The organism is Streptomyces viridochromogenes (assembly GCF_001270495.1).
In the GTDB taxonomy this organism is placed as follows: domain Bacteria; phylum Actinomycetota; class Actinomycetes; order Streptomycetales; family Streptomycetaceae; genus Streptomyces; species Streptomyces viridochromogenes_A.
In genome coordinates this window covers 1-24649 of sequence record NZ_LGUR01000210.1, presented here as the reverse complement: position 1 = coordinate 24649, position 24649 = coordinate 1, and the positions used below count along the sequence as shown (strand labels likewise).

Here is a 24649-nt window from a genome sequence, read left to right as displayed (position 1 = left end):
AGCTGGGTGACGCTGAGGCTCAGCCGCCCAGCTTCAGCAGCTCCGCCACGATCGGTCCCGCCGTGTCGCCGCCGTGGCCGCCAGCCTGGACCACACCCGCTGCCGCCAGGTCGTTGCGGTAGGCGGTGAACCAACCGTTCGGCTTCTTCTGGCCGTCGACCTCCGCCGAGCCGGTCTTCGCGCCGACGTCACCGGTGACCCCGGACATCGCCTCGGCCGCCGTGCCGTAGGCCGCCGTGTAGGACATCAGCTCGCGCAGCTGCGAGAGCGTGGTCTGCGACATGGTGCGGGAGGCGGTGGCGAGGGTGCGGTCGTCGACCGACGGGGCCACCAGATAGGGCTGCTTGAAGGTGCCCGTGTTGATCGTCGCCGACACCGACGCCATGTTCAGCGGGTTCATCCGTACGCCGCCCTGGCCGATGAGCGAGGCCGCCATCTGGGCCTGCGACTGGACCGGGACGGAGCCGTCGAAGGTCGGGACGCCGACGGACCAGTTGTTCATGGACAGACCGAAGACCTGCTGGGCCTGCTTGGTCAGGCTGTCGTTGTCCAGCTCGGGGGCCTGGCTGATGAAGGCCGTGTTGCAGGAGCGGGCGAAGCTCGTCTTGAACGTGCCGTTCTTGATCTCGAACTTGTCGTCGTTCTGGAACTTCCAGCCGCCGTACGTGAAGTACTTCGGGCAGGGGTGCTCCTTGTCCGCCGACGCCAGTCCCTTCTCGATCAGCAGCGTCGAGGTGATGACCTTCATCGTGGAGCCGGGGGCGAGAGAGCCCTGGAAGGCCGTGTTGAAGCCGTGCGAGGAGTTGGCGACCGCCAGGATCTCGCCGGTCGACGGGCGCAGCACGACCACCGACGCCTTCGCCTTGGCGGCGACCTGCTTCTCCGCGGCGGCCTGCAGCGCCGGGCTCAGCGTCGTCTTCACCTCGCCCGGCGTGCCCTTGCTCAGCTCCAGCAGGGTCTTGTCGGACAGTTCGGCCTTCTGGGAGTCCTTGCCCCGGATCACCTGGAGTTCGACGCCCGCCTTGCCGCCGGCCTTCTCGCCGTACTTCTCGCGCAGCCCGTCCAGGACCGAGCCCAGCGACGGGTACTCGTCCTCCGTCAGCTCGCCGCCGTCCCGGTCGAGCGCCTTGACCGGCGGGGTGCCGGACTCGCCGGTGACGAGGGTGTCGCCGTCCTTCAGGTCGGGGTGGACGATCGCGGAGTGCCACTCGACGAGCGGCTTGCCGTCCTCGGCCCGCCGCACGACCGTCAGCGAACTGTCGTAGGCCAGCGGCTTGGTGGTGCCCTTGTACGCGACCGTGCCCTTCACGGAGAAGGGGACCTTGTCGCCGGTGCGAGGGCCCGCGGTGAGGGTGACGTCCTTGATGTGGGCGTCCTTGGTGTAGCCGGTCAGCAGGGCCTGGGCGGCCGTCGTGTCGTCCGTGGCGGCGGCCGCCTCGGTCACCTTGCCCTGCTGCCAGGCGGTGAGGAACTCGCGGGCCGCGGTCGTGACCTCGGTCGCCGACAGAGGGCCGGTCTTGACGTCCTTCGCCTTGTGGTCGGCGCTCGCCGACGTCGACTGCGCACGGCTGTCGGCGACGGCCCCGCCGCCGAACAGCGCGTAGGCGCCGAACCCGGCGCCGCCGACGACCACGGCGATCATCCCGCCGAGCACTGCGGGGTTGGTCTTCCGTCGCTCAGCGACGCGCCCTCTGTTGCCCACTGCTTTCCGTTCCCTCGCGTATTCCAGGAGCCCCCGCCGCCCCGCCGACCTGAGAGCCTGTGAACAGGCCCCCGCCTGCGCTGCGGGGTCTGTTCACAGGCTCTCCCGCATACCAACGACGGCGACCACCCTAGAGTCCCGTGCCGCGGGGCATAAGTTCAGCCGGACGCTCGTAGCACGGCTGCGACAATCGGCCCCGCCGCGTCGCTGCCGTGGCCGCCCTGCTCGGCCATGGCCGCGGCCGCCACGTCATTGCGGAAACCGGTGAACCAGCTGTCGGAGGTGGCTTTGCCGTCGACCTCGGCGGAGCCGGTCTTGGCGCCGATGTCGCCGCTGAGCCCGGACATGGCCCGCACGGCGGTGCCCTGGGCCGAGGTCGCGGTCAGCCGCATCATCTGCTTCAGCTGGGCGACGGTGCTCGCCCGCAGGCCGTCGGCGGTGGCGAACGGCCGGTCGTCGAGCTCGCGCGCGACCAGGTACGGCTGCCGGAACGTGCCGGTGATCGCGGTGGCCGTGACCGACGCCATGTTCAGCGGGTTCATCTGGACCTGGCCCTGGCCGATGGCGTTGGCCGCGCGGTCCGGGCCGGTGGAGGCGGGGACGCTGCCGTCGAAGGAGGCGATGCCGGTCTTCCAGTCGCCGCCGAGCCCGAACCGCTTCTCGGCCTCCGTCGTCAGCGAGGCGTCCGTGAGCGGTTCCTCGTCGACGAGCTTGATGAAGGCCGTGTTGCAGGAGCGCATGAAGCCGTTGGCAAGGGTGGCGTTCGCGCTCTCGTCGGCTTTCAGGCCCGTGAGGTTCTTGAAGGTCTGGCTCTGCCACAGCGCCGTGTCCGGGCAGGGCGCGGGCCCGTTCATCGTGGTCACACCGTTGTCGATGAGCATCGCCGAGGTGATGATCTTCATCGTGGAGCCGGGCGGTACGCGTCCCTCGAAGGCCGCGTTGAAGGCGTCGTCACGGTGGTTGGCCACCGCGAGCACCTCGCCGGTGCTCGGCTTGACGGCCACCACCGAGGACTGGCCGTACTGCTTCACCGCCTTCTCGGCCGCCGCCTGCACGGGCGCGCTGAGCGTCGTCTCCAGCTTCCCGGGCCTGCCCTTCGCGAGGGTCAGCAGCGAGGTGTCCGGCGACTCGTCGGCGTGCCGGATCGCCAGCTCGATGCCGGGGGAGCCGCCCGCCTTGCTGCCGTACCTGTCGCGCAGGGTGTCCAGGACCAGGCCGAGGGAGGGGTACTTCTCCTTCGTCAGCACGGTGCCGTCGCGGTCGACGGCCTCGATGGGCGGGGCCTTCGCCTCGCCGGTGACGAGGGTGTCGTCCTTCCTCAACTGCGGGTGGATGACGGTCGGCTGCCAGTCGACGAGGGCCCGCCCGGTGGTGAGGCCGCGCACCACCTTGAGCTCGCTCTTGTAGGACAGCGGCTTGGACTTCCCCTCGTAGGTGACCTTCGCGCTCACGCTGAAGGGCACGGCGGTGCCGGTCGCCCTGCCGGGCGTGATCTTCACGCCGGTGATGTGGGCGCCCCCGCTGTACGCCGTCAGCACCGACTCGGCGGCCGCGTCGTTGTTCGTGTACGTCGCCGCCCGCGCCGCCTCCCCCTTCTCCCAGGCCGCGAAGAACTTCGCCGTGGTCTCCTCGACCTCCTCGGCGCTCGGCGGCCCGGACCGCACCGGCGCCGGCCCGCCCTGGCCGGTCGCCCCGCCGCCGTTCAGTGCCGACATGATGTTGTACGCGCCGTATCCGGCACCGCCCACCATCACCGCGAACACCCCACCTATGACGGTGGCTTTGACCCCCTTGGGCATGGTCCCCTCCCCGTTTTCGTCCACCGCACTGTAAGTGGCGTGGGTGATAGCTGGGGAAGCTGTTTTCTTTTGTTGTCCGAATGAGTGACCGATTCTTGGCTGAACGAACGACATGTTGGTCTTTGTCAAGCCCCGAAATGCAGTGCCGTGACGCGAATCGACGGCCGCGGCGCAATGGAGGCAGGGGTTGCCACGGACGTGTGGCACCCGCTGAGCCTAGGAGTGAGCCCCATGCGTCGACCCGTCACGGCCCGTGCCCCGGTGCTATGGCTGATCGCCACCGCTGCCCTGTTCGCCCTCTGCCTCGGCTCGTTCCTGGTGTGGGTCGCGGAGGACCGCTCCGGCCCCCGCACTCCCGTCAGCGGACATCACGAGAGCGCGCCACCGGCTGAGGGGGGCGGGGAACCGCCGGCACCCGAGGAGGAGGCGCCGGTGGAAGAGGCGCCGGTGGAGGAGGCGCCGGAGGAAGACACAGGGGCGGAAGAGGCCCCGGAGGAAGAGACGGCAGCTGAGGAGAGTGCGCCGGCCTCGCCGAGCATCTTGCCGGTCGTGGTGTCCGGGGCGTCCGGCTTCGGTGGGCTGCTGAGCGGTGTCGCGGCGATGATCGCCGTGCGGCAGGCCGCCGACAAGGGAAGGGCTATACCCAGGTGTCCAGCCACATCCGCGACCGCCAGCCGTCCAGCGGGATCACCGTCCCCGTGTAGATCGGCCAGAAGTAGATGAAGTTCCAGGCGATCAGCAGCACCAGCACGCCCGCGCCCGTGGCGCCGGCCACCCGGCGGGTGTCGCTGGAGCCCGGTGGGCCGATGATCGCGCCCAGGAGCATGGCCACGGCGAGGCAGAGGAACGGCAGGAAGACGACGGCGTAGAAGAAGAAGATGGTGCGTTCCTGGTAGAGGAACCAGGGGAAGTAGCCGGCCACGACGGCGCAGGCGATGGCCCCGGCCCGCCAGTCGCGGCGGAAGGCCCAGCGCCACAGGACGTACAGGACCGCGAAGGCGGCCACCCACCACAGCAGCGGGGTACCGAGCGCCAGCACCTCGCGCGCGCACTTCTCGCCCGCGTCGACGGGGCAGCCGTCCTTGCCGGGGGCGGGGGACTCGTAGAAGTACGACACCGGGCGGCCGGTGACGATCCAGCTCCACGGGTTGGACTGGTAGGTGTGCGGGGACGACAGGCCGACGTGGAACTTGTACACCTGGTGCTCGTAGTGCCACAGGCTCAGCCACCAGTCGGGGAACAGCCAGGACCAGCTGCTGCCGCGGCCGTCGGCACTCGCCCAGTTGCGGTAGTAGCCGCCGGTGCCGTCCGTCGGGGAGAGGATCCAGCCGGTCCACGAGGCGATGTAGGTGAAGATCGCCACCGGCACGGTCGCCAGGAAGGCGAAGCCCAGGTCGTGCTTGAGGACCGCCGTGTAGGGGCGGTGGGCACCGGCGACCTTGCGGGCGCCGACGTCCCAGACCACCGTCATCAGGCCGAACGCGACCAGGAAGTAGAGGCCGTTCCACTTGGTGCCGATGGCCAGGCCCAGCATCAGACCGGCCAGCCAGCGATAGGGGCGCCAGCCCAGGCGCAGGGTCTCGGCGAGGTGCGCGTCGGGGCGGACCCGGCCGTCGGCGTCCGCCGGGAGCGCCGCCGCGAGTTTCGCGCGCGCCTTGTCCCGGTCGATGACGAGGCAGCCGAACGCCGCCAGCACGAAGAACATCAGCACCCCGTCGAGCAGCGAGGTGCGCGCCATCACGAAGGCCAGCCCGTCCACCGCCATCAGCGTGCCCGCGAGGCAGCCGAGGAAGGTCGAGCGGAAGATACGGCGGCCGATGCGGCACAGCATCAGGACGGCCAGCGTGCCCAGCAGCGCCGTCATGAACCGCCAGCCGAACGGGTTGAACCCGAACATCAGCTCGCCCAGCCCGATGACGTACTTGCCGACCGGCGGGTGGACGACGTACGCCGCGTCCGTCGGGATCGGGACCTGGTCGCCGACCTTGAGGATCAGGTCGTTGGCGTTCTTGTCCCAGTTGACCTCGAAACCGCGGTGGACGAGCGCCCACGCGTCCTTGGCGTAGTACGTCTCGTCGAATATCACCGCCTTCGGGCTGCCCAGGTTCCAGAACCGCAGGAGCCCGGCGAGCAGGGTCACCAGCAGCGGACCGCCCCAGCCCGACCAGCGTCCGATCCGCTCGGCGAGCGGCCGTGAGGCGCCGAGGAACTGCCACATCCGCGGGCTGGGCTGGACATACGGCGGCACGAGCCGGTCGCGGACGTCGCTTCTGGGCGCCGCCGTGTAGCCGAATCGGCGCAGCCGCTGCTGCCACGACTGTCGCTGCTCGTGGGTCGCCTGGCCCTGCCGGGTGTCCGTGGAGGACGCGGTACTGGTCACCGCGCCATCGTAGGGAAACGTTCTGTGGGAGTCCCGTGCATGTGGGGTAAGGGCGCGGAAGCGTTGCTTCGGCGGTCCCTGCGAGGATGGGGGGCGTGACTGGAACCCTCGTACTGGCAGGTACCCCCATCGGTGACATCGCGGACGCGCCGCCCCGGCTCGCGGAGGAGCTGGCCGGTGCCGATCTCGTCGCCGCCGAGGACACCCGGCGGCTGCGGCGGCTGACACAGGCGCTCGGGGTGACGCCCAAGGGCCGGGTCGTGTCGTACTTCGAGGGGAACGAGGCCGCGCGGACCCCGGAGCTGGTGGAGGAGCTGCTCGGCGGGGCGCGGGTGCTGCTCGTCACGGACGCCGGGATGCCGTCGGTGTCGGACCCGGGGTACCGGCTGGTCGCGGCGGCGGTCGAGAAGGACATCAAGGTCACCGCGGTGCCGGGGCCGTCCGCGGTGCTGACCGCGCTCGCCCTGTCCGGGCTGCCCGTCGACCGGTTCTGCTTCGAGGGCTTCCTGCCGCGCAAGGCGGGGGAGCGGCTGTCGCGGCTCAGGGAGGTGGAGCGGGAGCGGCGGACGCTCGTCTACTTCGAGGCCCCGCACCGGCTCGACGACACCCTCGCCGCGATGGCCGAGGTCTTCGGCGCCGAGCGGCGGGCCGCCGTGTGCCGGGAGCTGACCAAGACGTACGAGGAGGTCAGGCGGGGTGGGCTGGGGGAGCTCGCGGCGTGGGCGGCCGAGGGGGTGCGCGGGGAGATCACCGTGGTCGTCGAGGGGGCACCGGAGAAGGGGGCCGAGGAGGTCGACGCCGCCGAGCTGGTGCGCCGGGTTCGCGTGCGCGAAGAGGCGGGTGAGCGGCGCAAGGAGGCCATCGCGGCGGTGGCGGCGGACGCCGGGGTGCCGAAGCGGGAGGTCTTCGACGCCGTGGTGGCGGCGAAGAACGCGGGGGCGTGAAACGCCGTGTGAGCAGGGTGTATATCGCATGAGCGTGCGCCCCATGCGGGGGTAAAGGGACCCGGGCCTTTCGGCAAGGAACGTCCAAGTCGCCCCCAACAGTGGACAGATGGCGTGCCTTCGCTCCTGCGGAGGAGTCCACTGGGTGGTGGGACGCAACCCGTTCCACCAGCGGACCACAGGAGCTGGCATGAGTGAGATCGCACAGCAGACCACGGACCTTCGCAGCGCCGCGACCGCCGTCGTCCACGAGTCGTATTCGTTCGCCTGCATGCGCTGCGGGCATGGCTGGGAGCAGTCGTACGAGATAGAGCACCACATAGACGGCGACGGCCATGAGTTCGTCATGTACGTGGCGGACGGCCAGGTGGTTCCCTCCCCGCTGAGCCGCCCCACGTGCCAGAACTGCGACGGCCACGTCGTCCGGATCATGCGCCCCGGGCAGGTGTCCTCGGTGCAGAACTCCCTGCACGGCAGGCGCCCGATCCCGGGCCAGTCGAAGGCGGAGCCGGGGTCGGACCCGGAGTCGGTGAACGCCGAGCCGCACCACCACTGGCATCTGTCCGATCTCCTGCACGTCTTCCACCACCGCAAGGCGAGCTGAGCCGAGCGCCGGCCGGGAAGGCCGGCCCGCTCGAAGCCGGCTGTTCCGTTCGAGGGCATGCTCCTTTCGTAGGATCGGGGCATGCCTTCGAACACCGCCGACAAGCACGCCGCCCCGCCGCTCCCGGAACCCCTGCGGGTGCCGGTCGCCGATTCGCACACCCACCTGGACATGCAGTCCGGCACGGTGGAGGAGGGTCTGGCCAAGGCGGCGTCGGTCGGGGTGACGACGGTCGTGCAGGTGGGCTGTGACGTACGCGGCTCGCAGTGGGCGGCCGAGACGGCGGCGCGGTACGACGCCGTGCACGCGACCGTCGCCCTGCACCCGAACGAGGCGCCGCGGATCGTGCACGGGGACCCCGACGGCTGGTCACGGCAGGGGGCGCGCGAACCCGGGGGTGCGCGGGCGCTCGACGAGGCGCTCGCGGAGATCGACCGCCTTGCCGCACTCCCTCAGGTGAAGGGCGTCGGCGAGACCGGCCTCGACTACTTCCGCACCGGGCCCGAGGGCAAGGAGGCGCAGGAGGCGTCCTTCCGCGCCCACATCGAGATCGCCAAGCGGCACGGCAAGGCCCTCGTCATCCACGACCGCGACGCCCACGAAGACGTGCTGCGCGTGCTGAAGGAGGAGGGCGCGCCCGAGCGGACCGTCTTCCACTGCTACTCGGGAGACGCGGAGATGGCGCGGGTGTGCGCCCGCGCCGGCTACCACATGTCCTTCGCGGGCAACGTCACCTTCAAGAACGCCCAGAACCTGCGGGACGCGGTGGCGGTGGCCCCGCTGGAGCTGCTGCTCGTGGAGACCGACGCGCCCTTCCTCACGCCGGCGCCGTACCGCGGACGGCCCAACGCGCCGTATCTCATTCCGATCACGGTGCGCGCCATGGCCGCGGTGCGGGGCATCGACGAGGACGCGCTGGCGACGGCCCTCGCGGCGAACACGGCACATGCCTTCGGCTACTGACGGATAACCGCCGGATAACGCTTGCGGGGGTTCACCTCGAACCGGCCGCGACTGTGCGTAGTCGCGTCGCTTTGGAGAGTAATCACCGCTCCGCTAGGTTCTGGGGGCCCTAAACGGACCCCTCCGCTGGAGCGTGTCGTCGTGAGCAACGCGCAGTTCGAGACGTATGGCCCGAGCCCGGCCCACGAGCCGCCGGGGTACGGCGGCTTCGACCCGCACAGCGCTCAGACGCTGGCGTACGGGGTGCCGACGCCGCACCAGACGCGGACGGACACGTACACGCCCGGTTACGAGAGGCGCGGTGTCCACGAGGGCTACGACGGATACGGGGGTTACGAGGGATACGGAGGCCCGGGGGGATACGGGGCGCGTGACGCGTACGGTGCCCACGGCGCCCACGGCGCCTTCGAGGACACGTACCGCCCCGCCTATGACGGACCCGAGACGGCGCGCGAGCCTGTTCCGCGCCCCCGGAGCGGCCGTCGCGCCGCGCACCGGCGCAGGGCGCGGCTCGCCGAGCGGGGAGACGGGCCCATGCGCCGCCTCGTCCCGCAGGCGCTGGTCGTCGCGTTCCTCGCGGGCGGGACGAGCGCCTTCGTCGCCAAGGACAAGGCGATCGAGCTGAACGTCGACGGCAAGCCGCGCACCCTGCACACCTTCGCGGACGACGTGACAGAACTCCTCGACGAGGAGGGCGTCGAGGTGGGCGCGCACGACGTCGTGTCGCCCGCTGCCGACGAGGCGCTCACCAGCGGTGACGAGGTCGCGGTGCGCTACGGGCGCCCCGTGCGGCTCACCCTCGACGGTCAGCGGCGCGAGGTGTGGACGACGGAACGCACGGTGGAGGCGGCCCTCCGGCAGATCGGGGTGCGCGCCGAGGGGGCGTACGTCTCGACCTCGCGCTCCCGGCGCATCGGACGCGAAGGGCTCGCGCTGGATGTGCGCACCGAGCGCGCCGTGACGATCATGGCGGACGGCCGTGCGCGCACCATCCGCACGAACGCCGCGACCGTGAGCGAGGTCGTGGAGCAGGCGGGCATCACCCTGCGCGGCCAGGACACCACCTCCGTCCCGCTGGACAGCTTTCCGCGCGACGGACAGGCGGTCACCGTCCTGCGGATCACCGGCCGGAGGGAGATCCACGACGAGGCGATCCAGTTCGCCGTGGAGCGGATCGAGGATCCCTCGGTGTTCAAGGGCACGGAGGTCGTGGAGCGGGCGGGGCAGGTGGGCCTGCGGCGGATCACGTACTCACTGCGCACCGTCAACGGCGTCAAGCAGAAGCCGCGGCGGATCCGGTCCGAGGTGGTGCGCGAGCCGCGGACGCAGGTGGTGAAGGTCGGCACCAAGCCGTTGCCGACGTCCGTGGACGCCGCCGGGGGTCTGGACTGGCAGGGGCTGGCGGCGTGCGAGTCCGGAGGGCGGCCGGACGCGGTGGACTCCTCGGGGACGTACGGGGGGCTGTACCAGTTCGACACGCAGACCTGGCGCAACCTCGGCGGGAAGGGGCGCCCGCAGGACGCGCCGGCGGGGGAGCAGACCATGCGGGCGAAGAAGCTCTACGTGCGACAGGGCGCGAGCCCCTGGCCGCACTGCGGGGACCGGTTGCACGGGTGAGCGGGCGGCGTTCCGTGCCCGGCCGAGCCCGACTGCGCAGGCCCCGCCCGTGACGCCCGTACCCTTGTCGGGTGAGCAGCCCCACCCCCGACGCCCTCCTGGGCCCCGCCGACGTCCGTGAACTCGCGGCCGCCCTCGGCGTGCGGCCCACCAAGCAGCGCGGCCAGAACTTCGTGATCGACGCGAACACGGTCCGCCGTATCGTCCGCACCGCGCAGGTCCGCCCCGACGACGTGGTGGTGGAGGTCGGCCCGGGACTCGGCTCCCTCACGCTCGCCCTGCTGGAGGTGGCCGACCGCGTCACCGCCGTCGAGATCGACGACGTCCTGGCCGCCGCGCTGCCCGCGACCGTGGTGGCCCGCATGCCGGAGCGCGCCGACCGCTTCGCGCTGGTGCACTCCGACGCGATGCAGGTCGAGGAGCTTCCGGGCCCGCCGCCCACCGCCCTGGTCGCCAACCTCCCCTACAACGTCGCCGTCCCGGTCCTGCTCCACATGCTGGAGACCTTCCCGAGCATCGAACGCACCCTCGTCATGGTGCAGTCGGAGGTCGCCGACCGGCTGGCCGCCCCGCCCGGCTCCAAGGTGTACGGCGTGCCGTCCGTGAAGGCCAACTGGTATGCCGAGGTCAAGCGGGCCGGTGCCATCGGGCGCAATGTCTTCTGGCCCGCCCCCAACGTCGACAGCGGGCTGGTGTCCCTGACCCGGCGCGCGGAGCCGCTGAAGACCACCGCCTCCCGGCGCGAGGTCTTCGCCGTCATCGACGCGGCCTTCGCCCAGCGCCGCAAGACGCTGCGCGCCGCGCTCGCCGGATGGGCGGGTTCGGCCGCCGCCGCCGAGGCGGCCCTCGTCGCGGCCGGCGTCTCCCCCCAGGCACGCGGAGAGGGCCTGACGGTCGAGGAGTTCGCGCGCATCGCGGAGCACAAGGAAGCCGCCCAGGACAAGGAGTCCGAGTAAGTGAGCGCGAGCGTCGCCGTCCGCGTCCCCGCCAAGGTCAACGTCCAGCTCGCGGTGGGCGCCGCCCGCCCCGACGGGTTCCATGACCTGGCCAATGTCTTTCTTGCCGTGGGCCTGTTCGACGAGGTCACGGTGACCCCGGCCGACGCACTGCGCGTGACGTGCGAGGGGCCGGACGCCGACCAGGTCCCGCTCGACGTCACGAACCTGGCCGCGCGGGCGGCGATCGCGCTCGCCGAGCGCCGCGGGATCGACCCGGCCGTGCACCTCCACATCGCCAAGGACATCCCCGTCGCCGGCGGCATGGCGGGCGGCAGCGCGGACGGCGCGGGTGCGCTGCTCGCCTGCGACGCGCTGTGGGGCACGCACGCCAGCCGCGAGGAACTCCTCGACATCTGCGCCGAGTTGGGCAGCGACGTGCCGTTCAGCCTGGTCGGCGGCGCGGCCCTCGGCACCGGGCGGGGCGAGAAGCTCCGTACGCTCGACGTCGGCGGTGACTTCCACTGGGTCTTCGCGATGGCCGAGCGGGGTCTGTCCACCCCGGCCGTCTTCCGGGAGTTCGACCGGCTCGGCGAGGGCACCGACATCCCCGAGCCCGTCGCCTCCCAGCCGCTCCTCGACGCCCTCGCGAAGGGCGACCCCGACGCGCTCGCGGCCGCCGTCTCCAACGACCTGCAGCCCGCCGCCCTCTCCCTCTTCCCGGAACTCGCCGACACCCTCGCGGCCGGCCGCGCCGCCGGTGCGCTCACGGCGCTGGTCTCCGGCTCGGGCCCGACGACGGCGTTCCTCGCCCGCGACCCCGAGTCGGCGGCGAAGGTGGCCGAGACCCTGCGGTCGTCCGGCACGTGTCGTGCGGTGCGCACGGCGTCCGGGCCCGCGCCGGGCGCCACGGTCGTGCGGATCACGGGAGCGTAACGCCGCACTCATAAGGAGACGTTCTTTGCCCGATCTCCACACGAATGTACTGCGCTCGCAGTACACGTGGGGCGGGTGGGACCGTTAGGGTCGCTTGAGGTTTCAATCGCCGGGCCGTGATGTGCCCCGTGTCCGGCCCCCACCGTCAAGTGCACTTCTGGAAGGGGACACTTCCGTGTCCGAATCCCCCACCCCCGCCCAGCCGTCTCACCGTAGAAAGCGCTCCCTGTCCCGCCGCGGCGTGATCGCAGCGGGCGGCGCCGTGGCCGCCGGAGCCGCCATCACGCCGGTGGTGTTCGCGACCACCGACTCCGGCGAGAGCGACAACTCCGCGTCCGGCTCCGGAAGTTCCGGTACGACGCCCGAGAAGTTCCCCGCCACCCGGACCAAGGCCGCCACCGGCGCCGGCGAGGCCACCACCGCCTTCGCCGCCTCCTACGTCGGGGTGCGCTGGTCCGGCGCGAAGGAGGGCGCCGCCATCCGGCTCGCGGACGGCGACTGGCAGACCCTGGCGAGCGGCTGCGCGACCGTCGAGGACGGCGGTACGGCCCTGGTCGCCGCCGACAGCGCCACGGCGTACTCGGTGAAGGCACCGGTCGGCGTCAACGGCGTCCACTCGCTGGCGATCGACACCACCGACGGGCCCAACCGCACCGTCCACGTGCCGAGCGAGCCCACCCGCGTGCGTGGCGTCGGCTACCTCTCGCGCGCGGCCTGGGGCGCCGACGAGTCCAAGCGGTACAAGGACGGCAAGGTCAACTCGCCGGAGACGTACTACCCGTTGCAGATCATCACGGTCCACCACACCGACACGCCGAACAACGACCCCGACCCGGCCGCGACGGTACGCGCGATCTACGAGTACCACGCGATCACCAACGACTGGGGCGACATCGGCTACCACTTCCTCATAGATGAGGCCGGCGCCGTCTACGAGGGCCGCTACTCCGGCGACGACGGCATCCCCGCCTTCAACCCGGACGGCGACCTCGTCACCGGCTTCCACTCCGTGGGCTACAACTCCGGCGCCCTCGGCATCGCCCTGATCGGCAACCTCGACAAGCAGGGCCCCACGGACGCGGCCAAGGCGTCCCTGATCCGCCTGATCAAGGTCATCTCCCGGTTCAAGGGCCTGGACCCGCAGGCGCAGGTCACCTACACCAACCCCGTCAACGGCACGAAGAAGGACACCCACACGGTCGGCGGTCACCGCGACTACTTCGCCACCGAGTGCCCCGGCCAGGTCATGTACGACCTCCTCGCCGAGGTCCGCGCGGCGGCCGCCCGCCGCTGACGCCGAGCACACCGCGATGCGCCCCGGGGACGGCCGTCCCCGGGGCGCACGGTCGTTCCGGAGAGGGCCGGAAGACGCGGGGCGAGGAGCTGTCGGTGCGCCCGACTACGCTGGGAGGCTGATCCATCCCCCTGGGCAGGAGAGAAATGGCCGTCAATCTGGTCAATGTCGAGAACGTCAGCAAGGTGTACGGCACCCGTGCCCTGCTCGACGGTGTGTCGCTCGGCGTCTCCGAGGGGGACCGCATCGGCGTCGTCGGACGCAACGGCGACGGCAAGACGACCCTGATCCGGATGCTGGCCAAGCTGGAGGAGGCTGACACCGGCCGGGTCACGCACTCCGGCGGGCTGCGGCTCGGCGTCCTCACCCAGCACGACTCGCTCGACCCCGAGGCGACCGTCCGGCACGAGGTCATCCGGGACATGGCCGACCACGAGTGGGCCGGGAACGCCAAGGTCAGGGACGTACTGACCGGGCTCTTCGGCGGCCTCGACCTGCCCGGCTTCCCGCAGGGCCTCGACACCGTCATCGGCCCCCTCTCCGGTGGCGAGCGACGACGGATCGCCCTCGCCAAGCTGCTCATCGACGACCAGGACCTGATCGTCCTCGACGAGCCCACCAACCACCTCGACGTCGAGGGCATCGCCTGGCTCGCCCAGCACCTGCGCGAGCGCCGCTCGGGGCTCGTGTGCGTCACCCACGACCGGTGGTTCCTCGACCAGGTCTGCACCCGCATGTGGGACGTGCAGCGCGGCGCGGTCCACGAGTACGAGGGCGGCTACTCCGACTACGTCTTCGCCCGCGCCGAGCGCGAGCGCATCGCCGCCACCGAAGAGGTCAAGCGGCAGAACCTCGTCCGCAAGGAGCTCGCCTGGCTGCGCCGCGGGGCCCCCGCGCGTACGTCGAAGCCGCGCTTCCGGGTCGAGGCGGCCAACGAGCTGATCGCGGACGTACCGCCGCCCCGGGACAGCAGCGAGCTGATGAAGTTCGCCTCGTCCCGGCTCGGGAAGACCGTCTTCGACCTGGAGGACATCACCGTCCAGGCCGGGCCCAAGGTGCTGCTCAAGCACGTGACATGGCAGCTCGGCCCCGGCGACCGGATCGGTCTCGTCGGTGTCAACGGGGCCGGCAAGACGTCCCTCCTGCGGGCGATGGCCGAGGCGGCGCGGACGGAGGGCGAGGCGCAGCCGGCCGGCGGCCGGATCGCTGTGGGCAAGACCGTCAAGCTCGCCTACCTCTCCCAGGAGGTCGACGAACTCGACCCGAACTGGCGGGTGCTGGAAGCCGTCCAGGCGGTGCGCGAGCGCGTCGACCTCGGCAAGGGGCGCGAGATGACCGCCGGGCAGCTGTGCGAGACGTTCGGGTTCGGCAAGGAGAAGCAGTGGACGCCGGTCGGGGACCTGTCGGGTGGTGAGCGGCGGCGGCTCCAGCTGCTGCGCCTGCTCATGGACGAGCCCAACGTCCTCTTCCTCGACGAGCCCACCAACGACCTCGACATCGAGACCCTCACCCAGCTGGAGGACGTCCTCGACGGCTGGCCGGGCTCGATGATCGTCATCTCCCACGACCGGTTCTTCATCGAGCGCACCACGGACCGGGTGTTCGCCCTGCTCGGCGACGCCGCCCTGCGGATGCTGCCGCGCGGCATCGACGAGTACCTGGAGCGCCGCCACCGGATGGAGGCGCGGGTCACCGCCACCGCCACGGCGGCTGCTCCGGCCGCCGAGAGGGCCGTACCGGAGAAGAGCGCCGCGGATGCGCGTGCCGCGAAGAAGGAGTTGCAGAAGATCGAGCGGCAGCTCGACAAGGTCTCCGAGAAGGAGACCAAGCTGCACGCGCAGATCGCCGAGAACGCCACGGACTTCGCGAAGGTGGCCGAACTCGACGCGGAACTGCGGGACTTGGCGGGGCAGCGGGATGAGCTTGAGATGCGGTGGTTGGAGCTCGCCGAGGACGCGTGAGCGCTCCGCCGGGTTGGGCGGGTTCGCGGTTTCGCCGCGGGACGCGAGGTGTTGTCGACGGGTGCGGCGCCGTCGTGGCTGAGCGCGCAGTTCCCCGCGCCCCTTCACCCGGGCGCTGGGCGCCCTGGGTGAAGGGCGTGTGAAGGCGCATAACGGGGGCATCACAGGCCGGTCCTCCCTTGGGAACAGGGGGCGAGACGGCCCGGTGCACTGTCGTCGGCGGGTGATAGAAAGAGCCGTCTGAGAACAGTCTGAGAACCGCTGGTGTGGCGGAAACGCGACGGCACAGAACGTGGCACCACACCGGTGATGAGGGGGAACCGCACATGAGCCAGCCGCCCAACCAGCCGCCCCAGGGCGGTTTCGGCGCACCGCAGGATCCGCGGCAGGGCGGCTTCGGTGCACCGCAGCCCCCGCAGACGCCGCCCCCGCCGCCGCAGGGACCGCCCCAGACGCCGCCGCCCCCGCAGGGCCCGCCGCCCGCCGCCCCGCAGCCCGGCTACGGCTATCCGCAGCAGCCGGCACCACAGGCACCGCCGGCCCAGCCGGGCGCGTACCCGTCCGGCCCGTACGGTCAGCCGCAGCAGCAGCCGGGGCCGTACGGCTACCCGCAGCAGCCCGCCCAGGGTTACGGCTACCCGCCCCAGCCGCAGTACCCGGGCGCCCCGCAGCCCGGCTCGCGCAATCCCTTCAAGGGCAAGCCCGCCCTCGCCATCGGTGCCGCGGTCGCGGCGCTGGCCGTCATCGGCGGCACCGTCTTCGCGGTGACCCGCGGCGGCGACGACGACCCGAAGAAGCCGATCGCTCAGGAGAGCGGCGACTCCAAGGGCTCCGAGTCCCCGACCGACGACCCCGACAACGGCGGGGGCGGCGGCGCCGACCCGGAGAACCTCAACGGGGGCCGTGAGGCCGGCGATTCCAAGGTGCTCTGGTACAAGGAAGCGCCCGACGCGCCCGGCTCCGGCGCCGACGCCCCCGGTCTGTGGATCACCGACAAGGCCGCCGTGAAGGCGGCGTACAAGCAGGTCTTCGCCTACAACGTCGGTGACGGCGAGGCCGCTTGGGAGCCGATCTCCTTCCCCGAGAAGATCTGTGCGGTCACCCCGGAGAAGTCGTCCGACGACAAGATCGTCGTGGCGTACATGAGCGGCGGCAGCGACCGCGCCAAGTGCAACCAGCTCCAGCAGATCGACCTCAACACCGGCGCCAAGGGCTGGAAGGGCTCGGTCGCCAACGGCGCGCTGTTCGACAGCACGCTCGACGTCGAACTGTCCATCACCGGCAAGACGCTGGTGGTGGGCCGCTCGCAGTCCGGCACGGCGTACGACGTCAACACCGGCGAAAAGCTGTGGGACAAGAAGAGGTACGGCGACGCGTGCTTCCCGGACTCCTTCGCGGGCGGAAAGAAGCTGATCGCCGTGGCGGGCTGCAACGCCAGCCGCAGCAACGAGCACGACGAGGTGCAGGAGCTCGACCCGGCGACCGGCAAGGCCAAGTGGACCTGGGAGTTCGCCACGGGCTGGAAGGTCTCGCGCGTCTTCTCCCTCGACCCGCTGGTCATCTACAGCACCAACAAGGACAAGAAGCAGTGGAACATCTCCACCTTCGGCGCTGACGGCAAGCGCCGCTCGCAGGTCGACGTCCCCCTGGAGATCGGCGCCCAGTGCGGCTGGGCCATCCTCCAGCGTGACCTCCAGGGCTGCACCGGTGTGGCCGCCGACGCCGACACGCTCTACATGCCGACCAAGGCCACGACCGGCGCCAACGAGATCGTCGCGATCAACCTCGCCAACGGCAAGGAGAAGTGGCGCGTGAAGTCCCCGGCGGAGGAGTCGATGCTGCCGATCAAGGTCGAGGACGGCAAGCTCATCGCCTACGTCGAGCCGTCGTACGACGCGGGCGGCCAGGTCGTGTCCATCCCGGTCAGCGGCAGCAACCCCCAGCCGACGAAGCTGCTGCAGAACCCGGCGAGCGCCTCGGACGTCGAGCGCGGCTTCTTCACGAAGTCGTTCGACTGGGCCGACGGGCGTTTCTACCTCGCCAGCACCCGGCTGACCGGCAACGACGCCGCCAAGGAGAAGCTGATCCTCGCCTTCGGCAAGTGAGGCGTGCGCCGGACATCCCCTTCACCGTCGCCCCCTCCGTCCCCCTCCCCTGAGGTACCCACGCCATGACCCAGCCGCCGCCTCCGCCGCCGAACCAGCCCCCGCAGGGCGGGTTCGGCCCGCCCCAGGACCAGCCGCCCCAGCAGCCGGGGGGTGGCGGCTTCGGCGCACCCCAGAACCCGCCGCCCCAGGGCCCGCCCCAGACGCCGCCCCCGCAGGGCCCGCCGTCCGGGTACGGCTACCCCCAGGCACCGCAGGCACCCCAAGCCCCGCAGACCCCTCCGGGCGGCGGGTACGGCTACCCCGGGCAGCAGCCGCCCGCTCCGTACGGCCAGCCGCAGAACCCGTACGGCCAGCAGCAAGACCCGTACGGCCAGCAGCAGGCCCCCTACGGTCAGCCGCAGGCCCCGTACGGTCAGCCGCAGCCGCCCGGCTACGGCTATCCGCAGCAGACCGTGCCGCTGCACCCGCAGGCCACCGGGCCCGGTGGCGGCGGTGGCCGGTCCAGCTCGCAACTGGCGGTCATCGTGGCCGCGGCCGTCGTGGTGATCGCGCTGATCATCGGAGGTGGCGTGTGGTACGCCAAGTCCGGTGACGGGAGCACCACGGACGACACCGCCAGCTCCAGCGGCGGCACCGGCGGCGGGGACAACGGCGGCGGGGGCGGTGGCGGCGGCGACACCCCCGACGGCACCGAGAAGGTGCCCTCCGACACCAACTCCTCGGTCCTCTTCCAGGTGCCGGCGCCCAAGGTCGAGGACGACACCAGCGTCGTCGTGTCCGGCTCGTGGCTGACCGACAAGGCGTACGTCAAGAGCGGTGTCTCCGAGATCGTCGGCTACGACCCCGACAAGGGCACCAAGCTCTGGACCATCGCGCTGCCCGGGCCGGTCTGCCAGGCCAGCAAGCACGTCAACGAGGACAACCTGACGGCCATCGCCTTCCAGCCCGCGAAGCCGACCAAGGATAAGCCCTCGTACGGTTGCAGCGAGGTCGCGGCGATCGACCTCGACGCCGGCAAGAAGCTCTGGACCAAGACCGCCGAGGTGGACGGCTCACCGATCCGCTTCGACAACATCACCGTCAGCGGCGGCACGGTCGCGGCCGGCGGCACCAGCGGCGGCACCGCGTTCGACATCGAGTCCGGCAAGCAGCTGTGGGTCCCCAAGGCCGACGACGGCTGCTACGACCTCGGGTACGCCGGCGGCGAGAAGCTGGTCACGGTCCGCAAGTGCGGCTCCTACGACAATCCCCAGCTGCACATCCTGACCATCGACCCGAAGTCCGGCGGGGTGATCTCCGAGTACAAGATGGCCGAGGGCGTCGAGTACGCCAGCGTGGTGTCCACCGAGCCGCTCGTCGTGGCCGCGGAGGTCGGGGACACGGATTCCATCGGCCTCTCGGACGTCTTCTCGATCGACAACAAGACCGGCAAGCTGCGCATCCGTATCTCCGTGCCGAGCGACCAGTTCGAGGCCCGCTGCTCCGGCGTCACCACGATCGAGCAGTGCAAGGGCGTCGTGGTGGGCAACGACCGGCTCTACGTGGAGACCAAGCAGCACGACGGCAGCAACGGCTCGTACGGCATGACCAACGAGATCGTCGCCTTCGACCTGGCCACCGGCAAGAAGACCGGGCAGCGTGCGGACGCGGGCGACCGGTACACGATGACGCCGCTGCGGATGGACGGCGGCAACGTGATCGCGTACAAGCGTCCGCCGTACGACAAGGGCGGGCAGATCGTCAGCATCGACGGTGGCACGTTCAAGGAGACGAAGCTGCTGGAGAACCCGGCGTCCAGGTCGGTGCGGGATGTGGAGACCCGGCTGTCTCCGCAGTACTCCGAGCTCATCTACGCGCAGGGGCATCTGTACATGTCCGCCGTGTACGCGAGTGAGTTGACGAGTTCGGACACCCGGAAGGTGCATGTGATCGCTTTCGGAGCACAGGGCTGAACCGCCGGGGGCCCGGTGGTGTCATCGGCGCGCAAGTACAGCTGCTGCTCGCTGCGGCTCCCGCCACCGCAGCGGGCCGAAGTGCCGCCAGGTTTCCTCCACCGGCTACTCACCCAACTCCCTGAGTAGCCGGGGCTGTACACGGTCACAATCGTCGTGTTCGCGGCAGATGCGGTGCATGCCTTTTGCCTACGCACGGAGCGCAATGTGCCATGAGGTGTGACGTGTCGACCGGGACGGAGGTCGAGGATCTGGCACTGTGTAAGTAGGGTGAGGCGCCGGTATGTCAGTGGCGATCGGGGAACTCGGTGCCCACTGGGAGTGTCTCCATCTTGGCTATCGGGGACAGACCGAGGTTGTTTGTGCAGCCGAGGGCGGTGGCGAATGTTGCGCTGGCGGCGGCCATGATGCGCATCCGAGCGTCTGCCGCCTTTGCGTAGGGCAGGTCGCTCCGTGTCGGTCCTATCCACTCGCCTTTGACGATTCCCTCGTCGCCGCTGGCTAGGTGGCAGGTGAAGTACAAGTCTACGAAATTCAACAGGGAGGCCCAGTAGTCCACCCGGGCGGTCCCAATGGAGTGCGACGATACGGCCGTTTCGGGGACCGGATCCGGTTTTCTGCTCCATCCGAACTTGAATTCTATCGTGTCCTTCTTATAGACTTCCCCGTCTATAGTTGGCCTCTTGACTGTGCAGATGCTTTTCAAGGTGGCCTTGGCGGGAGCGGGTTCGCCTGCAGTTTTCTTCATGGCCGCGGCCACCTTCTTAATGCGGGTGCCCTCCGAGGCGGTAGCTGGAGTCAGTCTGGTTCTGCCGTTGGCGAGTTCGGTGAACAACTTGCCGCCTTCTTCGCCAAGCAATCCGTCACACACTTTGTTGACACTCTGATCAGGTATCGTGGATGAAGTGCATCCCGTAATCAGCGCGCCCACGACCGCGCAGGGTGCCAGCCAAAGCGTCATTCGTTGGGCTGAATACATCTTTTTCACCGAGAGTTGTCCGTATCTGTTATGCGGCCACCCCGGGCGTATGCGGCGTCGAGTGCCGTGTTCCGAGCGTCTCGCGACGGGCCCTCTACGCCGTGACTGTTCATGTAGTTGTCGATGCCCGTTCGGGCCAGTCCCTTGGCTTCGTAGTCGAATCCATCGATGCTGTTGATCGCCTTGCCGGTACTGTCTCGTTCGCTCTCCTTGAGAGAGTCTGCAATCTCATTTCCCAGGCCGGTTTCCACAGCGGTGCCAGCGGCTTCGGCGATGGGAATGACGAAGGGTGCAGCTTGTGGCGCCAGGATGGTGGCAGCTGCTTCGACTCCGGTCGTCGCGCCGCCCACGGCGACGGAGACCCCCGCTTGCTTCCAGGCGGCGGACTTCGCGAGTTCGTGGTTGTAGTCCTCGTCGCCCTCACGGTATTCGCGGCCGATCTGTTCGGCGCGCGCCTCATCGAGGGCACCATGCATCGTCATCCCCCACTCGGCGGCCCGATATGCCTCGGCGGTGCCTTCGTGGGCTTGGATACGGCTGGTGGTGAACGCCTGCTGGGCCTGGGACATGATGCCGTGCGAAGTCTCGTCGTTGCCGAGTTCACGGACGAACTGCTGGGCAGTGACTGGTTCGATCCGGTTCTCGTCCTTAGCGCCGAACAACTCCTCCATGCCCCGCTGGCGTTGGTCGGAGGCATCCAGTCCCGAAATACTGTAGTTGAGGTCGTCGATATAGGCAGCGCCCATGCGCCCCATGCTGTCGGAGATGCCCGTCTGCTTGTCCATCAGCTCCATCTCGGGATTCCCGTAGCGTTCCATGACTCGCTGCATGACGGCACGTTCGTCCTCGCCCCGGTGCAACTCCGGTTTGGCGGCGCCATAGTCGCTCCCTGTGGTGGCGGATTCCAGGGCATGGCCGAGAGCGTCGTATCCACGGGACTTGCCGCTGTCATACTGGGGGTAGGCGTCCTCGGGCCAGTCGCGAGCGCCCTTCACACCTTCGCCGCCCATCGCGTAGTCGAAGTTGCTCTTGTTGGAGAAGAACTCGGTGGAGGCTTCGTGGTTGTGGCCGAGAGCGTTCATGTAGCCAGCCATGGGATCGGTACCCCAGTCATTGGTGAGGTCGATATCGCCGCCGTCGAGGCCGCTGCCAGGGATTACCTTGCCCAGGTATTCGTCGCTCAGTGAGTCGCCGTTCTTGGTGGCGTCCTTCTCGTAGGAAATAAGGGCGTTCCCGTAGTCCTTGAGGAATGCGCTGTCGTAGCGGCCCGAGTTCATCAGGTCCGACATCACCTGGAATCCCCTGGGCTTGTTGAGATCATGATCGAGCGCGTAGGGGCCGGCGGCGATTACGTCATTCTTCCAGTCCTGCATCGCCTTGCTGTCGGACTGGGTGGCCGTTCCGATGGTCGCGCCGAGTTGGCTGCGGGTTTGCTCCAGGAGCTCCTTGCGGGCGCCCTCGGGAGCTGGCTCGTCGTGCAGGCCCATGCCCTCCCAGAACTCCAACGTGCCGCGGCCGCCCATACGGGTCGCGAATCGCTCAGAGAACTCGGGGTCCTTCTTGTGCTCCTTGAGCAGGCTGTTGAACTCCTTGAGTTCGCTGTTGCTCATGTCCTCACCCTTCTGGGCGAGTTGAACTGCGCGAGCGGCGTCGTAGCGGTCCTCGGCTTTTTCCGTGCTGCCGGTGGCGTGCTCGTTGAATCCGTGTTTATCGTTGCCGACGTTGTAGCGCAGGGCAGCGGCAGCGCTGTCGTCGACCTCCGTGACGGTCTGCAGGATCTTGCGTATCTCGCCCTCGATCTCGTCGATACGGCGCTGCTCGGCAGCCACGGCTTGGCCGAAGCCGGGCTGTCCCTGGAGTTCGGGGTCGTCGGCGACGGAATCGGTGAAAGTGACCGTGCCCTGGTTGGAGATGCGGACCTTTCCGCCCGCTGACGTCTCCTGCACGTAATCGTGGAGCCGCTTCTGCTGGGCCTTGAGGCTGTCGCGCGCCTCCGTGAGGACCTTCTCGATCGCGCGGGCCTGTTTCAGAGCGGAGTCGGCCTCGTGCCCCGCGTCCTTGATCTGCTTGTGGGCCATTGCAGCCGTATCGGGGCCAGCCCCGGTGGTGGTCCATCCCGCGGCCTCGAAGGGCTTTTGCGCCTTGGGCCCGTGGGAGTCGTCGATTTCCCTCATCTTGCGCACCACCGCTCTCCACGCGGTAATGGCGTGATCTAGGCGGGACAGGTTGAGGTGGTCGAGCTGGGCGTAGGTGATCGACATGCAGATGTCCCCGTTGGCTATTCGACGTCAGCTGCGCGTGTGTCAGCCGAAAGTGGCCCGGATGTCAGCGTGCGCGTCGTTGAACGTCGCGGTGTTGGTGCGCTCGGCACCTGTGTACGCAGACCACGTGTCCCAGGTTTTCTGACCGAGGGCGCGGTAGGTGGCATGCAGGGCTTCGCACTGGTGGTCCATCCATCGCGCTGCCAGGTGTTTCAAGGCACCGCCCAGCTGACCGTCCCAGTTGGCGCCGGACAGGCTCGCGGCAGCCTCGTCCAGGTCGCTGCGCGGGAAATCACCGGCGATCCGGACCAGCGACGCCAACTCGGAGCAGCCCCGGCTTGCCGTCAACAACTGTTCGGTGTCGTCGACGTTTGTCGTGCCTGCCATCATCGCCCCCAATTGTCTTATGTGTCAGGGGAACTGCGAGCTCCCTGGACATCGCAGCATGATAATTGACACATGGGTTCGCCTGCTGATCAACGCGGTTGGATACGGCGCAAACCCCAATCTCGTCTATCAATACAGCGCCGGCCCAATGACTTTGGCTGAAAGCCCACGCCCATTTGACCGTTACGGACACACGCGGGCCAGGATCTCGTCGCACTTGAGTGGATGGCGCGGCTGTACATTCAGGCGAGGGACTACCGGGATGTGACGGAAAAGGAACGCTACCGCTGATAGGGGTTGCTGCCGGACGGGGGCTGGTTCGGTGGGACGGTCTGGGGTGTGGGGTGTTGCTGGTAGGGGTTGGGGGGCGCGGCCTGATTGTTGTACGGCTGCAGTGGGGCGTACGTGGGGAAACTGAGCGGCGGGTTGGGCGAGCCGTCGCGGCGGGCTCGGTTCTTGCTGCGGACGACGAGGGCGCCGATCACGAGGACGAGGAGCACTCCGCCTGCGGCGAGGGCGAGGGTCGTGGTGGTGCTCAGGACGCTGCTGTCGTCCGAGCTGTTGGAGGAGGCCGGGGGTGTGGTGGCGTCGCCCTTGCCGGTGCTGCTGGAGTCGGCGGCGGGCATGGTCAGGGGGCCGTTATTGGGGGCCGGCCGGGATGTTCTGCTTGGGGGCGGCGAGGGGCTGGATGTAGCCGTAGCCGTACTTCTGGTCGGGGAGCTTGAGGCCCTTGGCGTCGTCAGGGAGACCAGCCCTCTTGGTGAGGCGGTTGACGATCTGGCCCGCGGTGAGGTCGGCCCCAGGCGCTGGGTCTGGCGCCAGCCAGGCCGATCGCAGGGTGAGCATCCATCCGTAGGTGTTGTCCGCCTTGTCTGGCGTAGGGCGGGGCGGACAGCTATACGAACGTCAGGTGCTCATCAATGTCCCGTCGTCCTCGAATACGTGGAAAGCCAGAAAATCCGCCGTTCCGGGGCACTTCTCACCGGTAGGGGGAGCGCAACGTCGAACCAGCGTGTAGCTTCCGGGGGCATGAAGGGCGGGGAGTCGGGAGGGGGCTCCGGCCGTCTGTGCGGAGGGGACTGGGGACTCGGGGGACTGGGGGGTTGCTCGATGGGAGTACGGCTGATGGTGGTCGACGACCACCGATTGCTCGCCGAGGCGCTGGCCTCGGCGCTGAAGCTGAGGGGGCACCGGGTGCTGGCCGCGGCGGCGCCGGCCGCGGGGGCGGCGGAGCTGGTGATCACGCGGGCGCCGGAGGTGTGCTTGCTCGGGACCGCCTCGCCTGCGGAGCCGGGGATGTTCGACCCGGTGGTGAAGATCAAGCGGGAGCGGCCGCAGGTGGCTGTGCTGGTGTTGGGTCCGGTGCCGAGTCCTCGGGGGATAGCGGCGGCGTTCGCGGCCGGGGCCTCCGGCTATGTGCGCCATGACGAACGCATAGAGGGCGTCGAGCGGGCGATCATGAAGGCGCGGGCGGGGGAGGCGGCGGTGGCGCCGTCCCTTCTGCAGGGTGCGTTCAGCGAATTGCTCAACCCCGTGGCCCAACCGGACGACGAGGGGCAGAGGTTGCTTCAGATGCTCACCCCTCGGGAGGTCGAGGTGCTGGTGCGCGTCGCGGACGGCGAGGACACCCGCCTGATCGCGGCGGGCATGGGCATCGCGCCGTCGACAGCGCGTACGCATGTGCAGCGGGTGCTGATGAAACTGGGCGTCGGTTCCAGACTTGAGGCGGCGGCGTTGGCGGCCCGTACGGGGTTGCTGGACCGGGCGGGGCCGGTCACGGGGGAGGGCACGGCGGGGGTGTGATCGCGCCTGCGTTGGCCTGTGCGG

General features: G+C 69.7%; 19 protein-coding genes. 11 read left to right on the top strand and 8 right to left on the bottom strand.

Going from position 1 to position 24649, the window contains the following annotated elements; translation table 11 throughout:
* Positions 1 to 19: 19 nt before the first annotated feature.
* The 3 genes from ADK36_RS27110 to ADK36_RS27100 all read right to left on the bottom strand — a co-directional run bounded on the left by ADK36_RS27110 (position 20) and on the right by ADK36_RS27100 (position 5881).
* Positions 20 to 1702 carry a penicillin-binding transpeptidase domain-containing protein gene (locus ADK36_RS27110; RefSeq protein WP_053199405.1) on the bottom strand — a complete coding sequence of 561 codons (1683 nt, stop codon included), beginning with the start codon at positions 1700 to 1702 and terminating at the stop codon, positions 20 to 22.
* Positions 1703 to 1860: 158 nt separating this feature from the next.
* Positions 1861 to 3501 carry a penicillin-binding transpeptidase domain-containing protein gene (locus ADK36_RS27105; RefSeq protein WP_048584708.1) on the bottom strand — a complete coding sequence of 547 codons (1641 nt, stop codon included), beginning with the start codon at positions 3499 to 3501 and terminating at the stop codon, positions 1861 to 1863.
* 637 nt (positions 3502 to 4138) lie between these two features.
* The gene (locus tag ADK36_RS27100; protein ID WP_048584707.1) at positions 4139 to 5881 is read right to left on the bottom strand and encodes a dolichyl-phosphate-mannose--protein mannosyltransferase; all 1743 of its coding nucleotides are present in this window, start codon (positions 5879 to 5881) and stop codon (positions 4139 to 4141) included.
* 95 nt (positions 5882 to 5976) lie between these two features.
* Between ADK36_RS27100 and rsmI the strand changes: the two genes are divergently transcribed.
* The 10 genes from rsmI (at position 5977) to ADK36_RS27050 (ending at position 19195) form a co-directional block, all read left to right on the top strand.
* The gene (gene rsmI, locus ADK36_RS27095) at positions 5977 to 6825 is read left to right on the top strand and encodes a 16S rRNA (cytidine(1402)-2'-O)-methyltransferase (RefSeq protein WP_048584706.1); all 849 of its coding nucleotides are present in this window, start codon (positions 5977 to 5979) and stop codon (positions 6823 to 6825) included.
* Positions 6826 to 7015: 190 nt separating this feature from the next.
* The gene (locus ADK36_RS27090) at positions 7016 to 7429 is read left to right on the top strand and encodes a hypothetical protein (RefSeq protein ID WP_048584705.1); all 414 of its coding nucleotides are present in this window, start codon (positions 7016 to 7018) and stop codon (positions 7427 to 7429) included.
* A gap of 81 nt (positions 7430 to 7510) precedes the next feature.
* The gene (locus ADK36_RS27085; protein ID WP_048584704.1) at positions 7511 to 8392 is read left to right on the top strand and encodes a TatD family hydrolase; all 882 of its coding nucleotides are present in this window, start codon (positions 7511 to 7513) and stop codon (positions 8390 to 8392) included.
* Positions 8393 to 8533: 141 nt separating this feature from the next.
* Positions 8534 to 10009 carry a resuscitation-promoting factor gene (locus ADK36_RS27080; RefSeq protein WP_053199403.1) on the top strand — a complete coding sequence of 492 codons (1476 nt, stop codon included), beginning with the start codon at positions 8534 to 8536 and terminating at the stop codon, positions 10007 to 10009.
* 71 nt (positions 10010 to 10080) lie between these two features.
* Positions 10081 to 10965: a 16S rRNA (adenine(1518)-N(6)/adenine(1519)-N(6))-dimethyltransferase RsmA gene (gene rsmA, locus ADK36_RS27075; protein ID WP_053199401.1), complete on the top strand. Its 885-nt coding sequence runs from the start codon at positions 10081 to 10083 to the stop codon at positions 10963 to 10965.
* Positions 10966 to 11880 carry a 4-(cytidine 5'-diphospho)-2-C-methyl-D-erythritol kinase gene (locus ADK36_RS27070; protein ID WP_048584701.1) on the top strand — a complete coding sequence of 305 codons (915 nt, stop codon included), beginning with the start codon at positions 10966 to 10968 and terminating at the stop codon, positions 11878 to 11880.
* Between the two features lie 175 nt (positions 11881 to 12055).
* Positions 12056 to 13174, top strand: coding sequence for an N-acetylmuramoyl-L-alanine amidase (locus ADK36_RS27065; protein WP_338060794.1), 1119 nt, complete (start codon positions 12056 to 12058; stop codon positions 13172 to 13174).
* A gap of 146 nt (positions 13175 to 13320) precedes the next feature.
* Positions 13321 to 15135, top strand: a complete 1815-nt coding sequence (locus ADK36_RS27060; RefSeq protein ID WP_048584699.1) for an ABC-F family ATP-binding cassette domain-containing protein — start codon at positions 13321 to 13323, stop codon at positions 15133 to 15135.
* Between the two features lie 326 nt (positions 15136 to 15461).
* On the top strand, positions 15462 to 17240 hold the full coding sequence (locus tag ADK36_RS27055) for a PQQ-binding-like beta-propeller repeat protein (protein ID WP_053199400.1): 1779 nt from the start codon (positions 15462 to 15464) through the stop codon (positions 17238 to 17240).
* Positions 17241 to 17305: 65 nt separating this feature from the next.
* Positions 17306 to 19195, top strand: a complete 1890-nt coding sequence (locus ADK36_RS27050) for a PQQ-binding-like beta-propeller repeat protein (RefSeq protein ID WP_053199398.1) — start codon at positions 17306 to 17308, stop codon at positions 19193 to 19195.
* A 286-nt stretch (positions 19196 to 19481) separates the two neighbouring features.
* Here ADK36_RS27050 and ADK36_RS49030 read toward each other — a convergent pair whose 3' ends face one another.
* From ADK36_RS49030 to ADK36_RS27025, 5 genes are all read right to left on the bottom strand, one after another.
* The gene (locus tag ADK36_RS49030; protein WP_159029263.1) at positions 19482 to 20126 is read right to left on the bottom strand and encodes a hypothetical protein; all 645 of its coding nucleotides are present in this window, start codon (positions 20124 to 20126) and stop codon (positions 19482 to 19484) included.
* A 53-nt stretch (positions 20127 to 20179) separates the two neighbouring features.
* Positions 20180 to 22435: a hypothetical protein gene (locus ADK36_RS27040; RefSeq protein WP_159391204.1), complete on the bottom strand. Its 2256-nt coding sequence runs from the start codon at positions 22433 to 22435 to the stop codon at positions 20180 to 20182.
* A 42-nt stretch (positions 22436 to 22477) separates the two neighbouring features.
* Entirely contained in the window at positions 22478 to 22825 is a 348-nt protein-coding gene (locus tag ADK36_RS27035; RefSeq protein ID WP_048584694.1) for a hypothetical protein, read from the bottom strand.
* Between the two features lie 278 nt (positions 22826 to 23103).
* A complete protein-coding gene (locus ADK36_RS27030) occupies positions 23104 to 23448 on the bottom strand; it encodes an EGFR-like transmembrane domain-containing protein (RefSeq protein ID WP_053199392.1) in 345 nt (114 codons plus the stop codon).
* Positions 23449 to 23461: 13 nt separating this feature from the next.
* Positions 23462 to 23668: a hypothetical protein gene (locus tag ADK36_RS27025; protein ID WP_048584692.1), complete on the bottom strand. Its 207-nt coding sequence runs from the start codon at positions 23666 to 23668 to the stop codon at positions 23462 to 23464.
* Between the two features lie 264 nt (positions 23669 to 23932).
* On the opposite strand from ADK36_RS27025, the gene ADK36_RS27020 reads away from it, so the two are divergent.
* Positions 23933 to 24625, top strand: a complete 693-nt coding sequence (locus ADK36_RS27020) for a helix-turn-helix transcriptional regulator (protein ID WP_078916523.1) — start codon at positions 23933 to 23935, stop codon at positions 24623 to 24625.
* Positions 24626 to 24649: the final 24 nt, after the last annotated feature.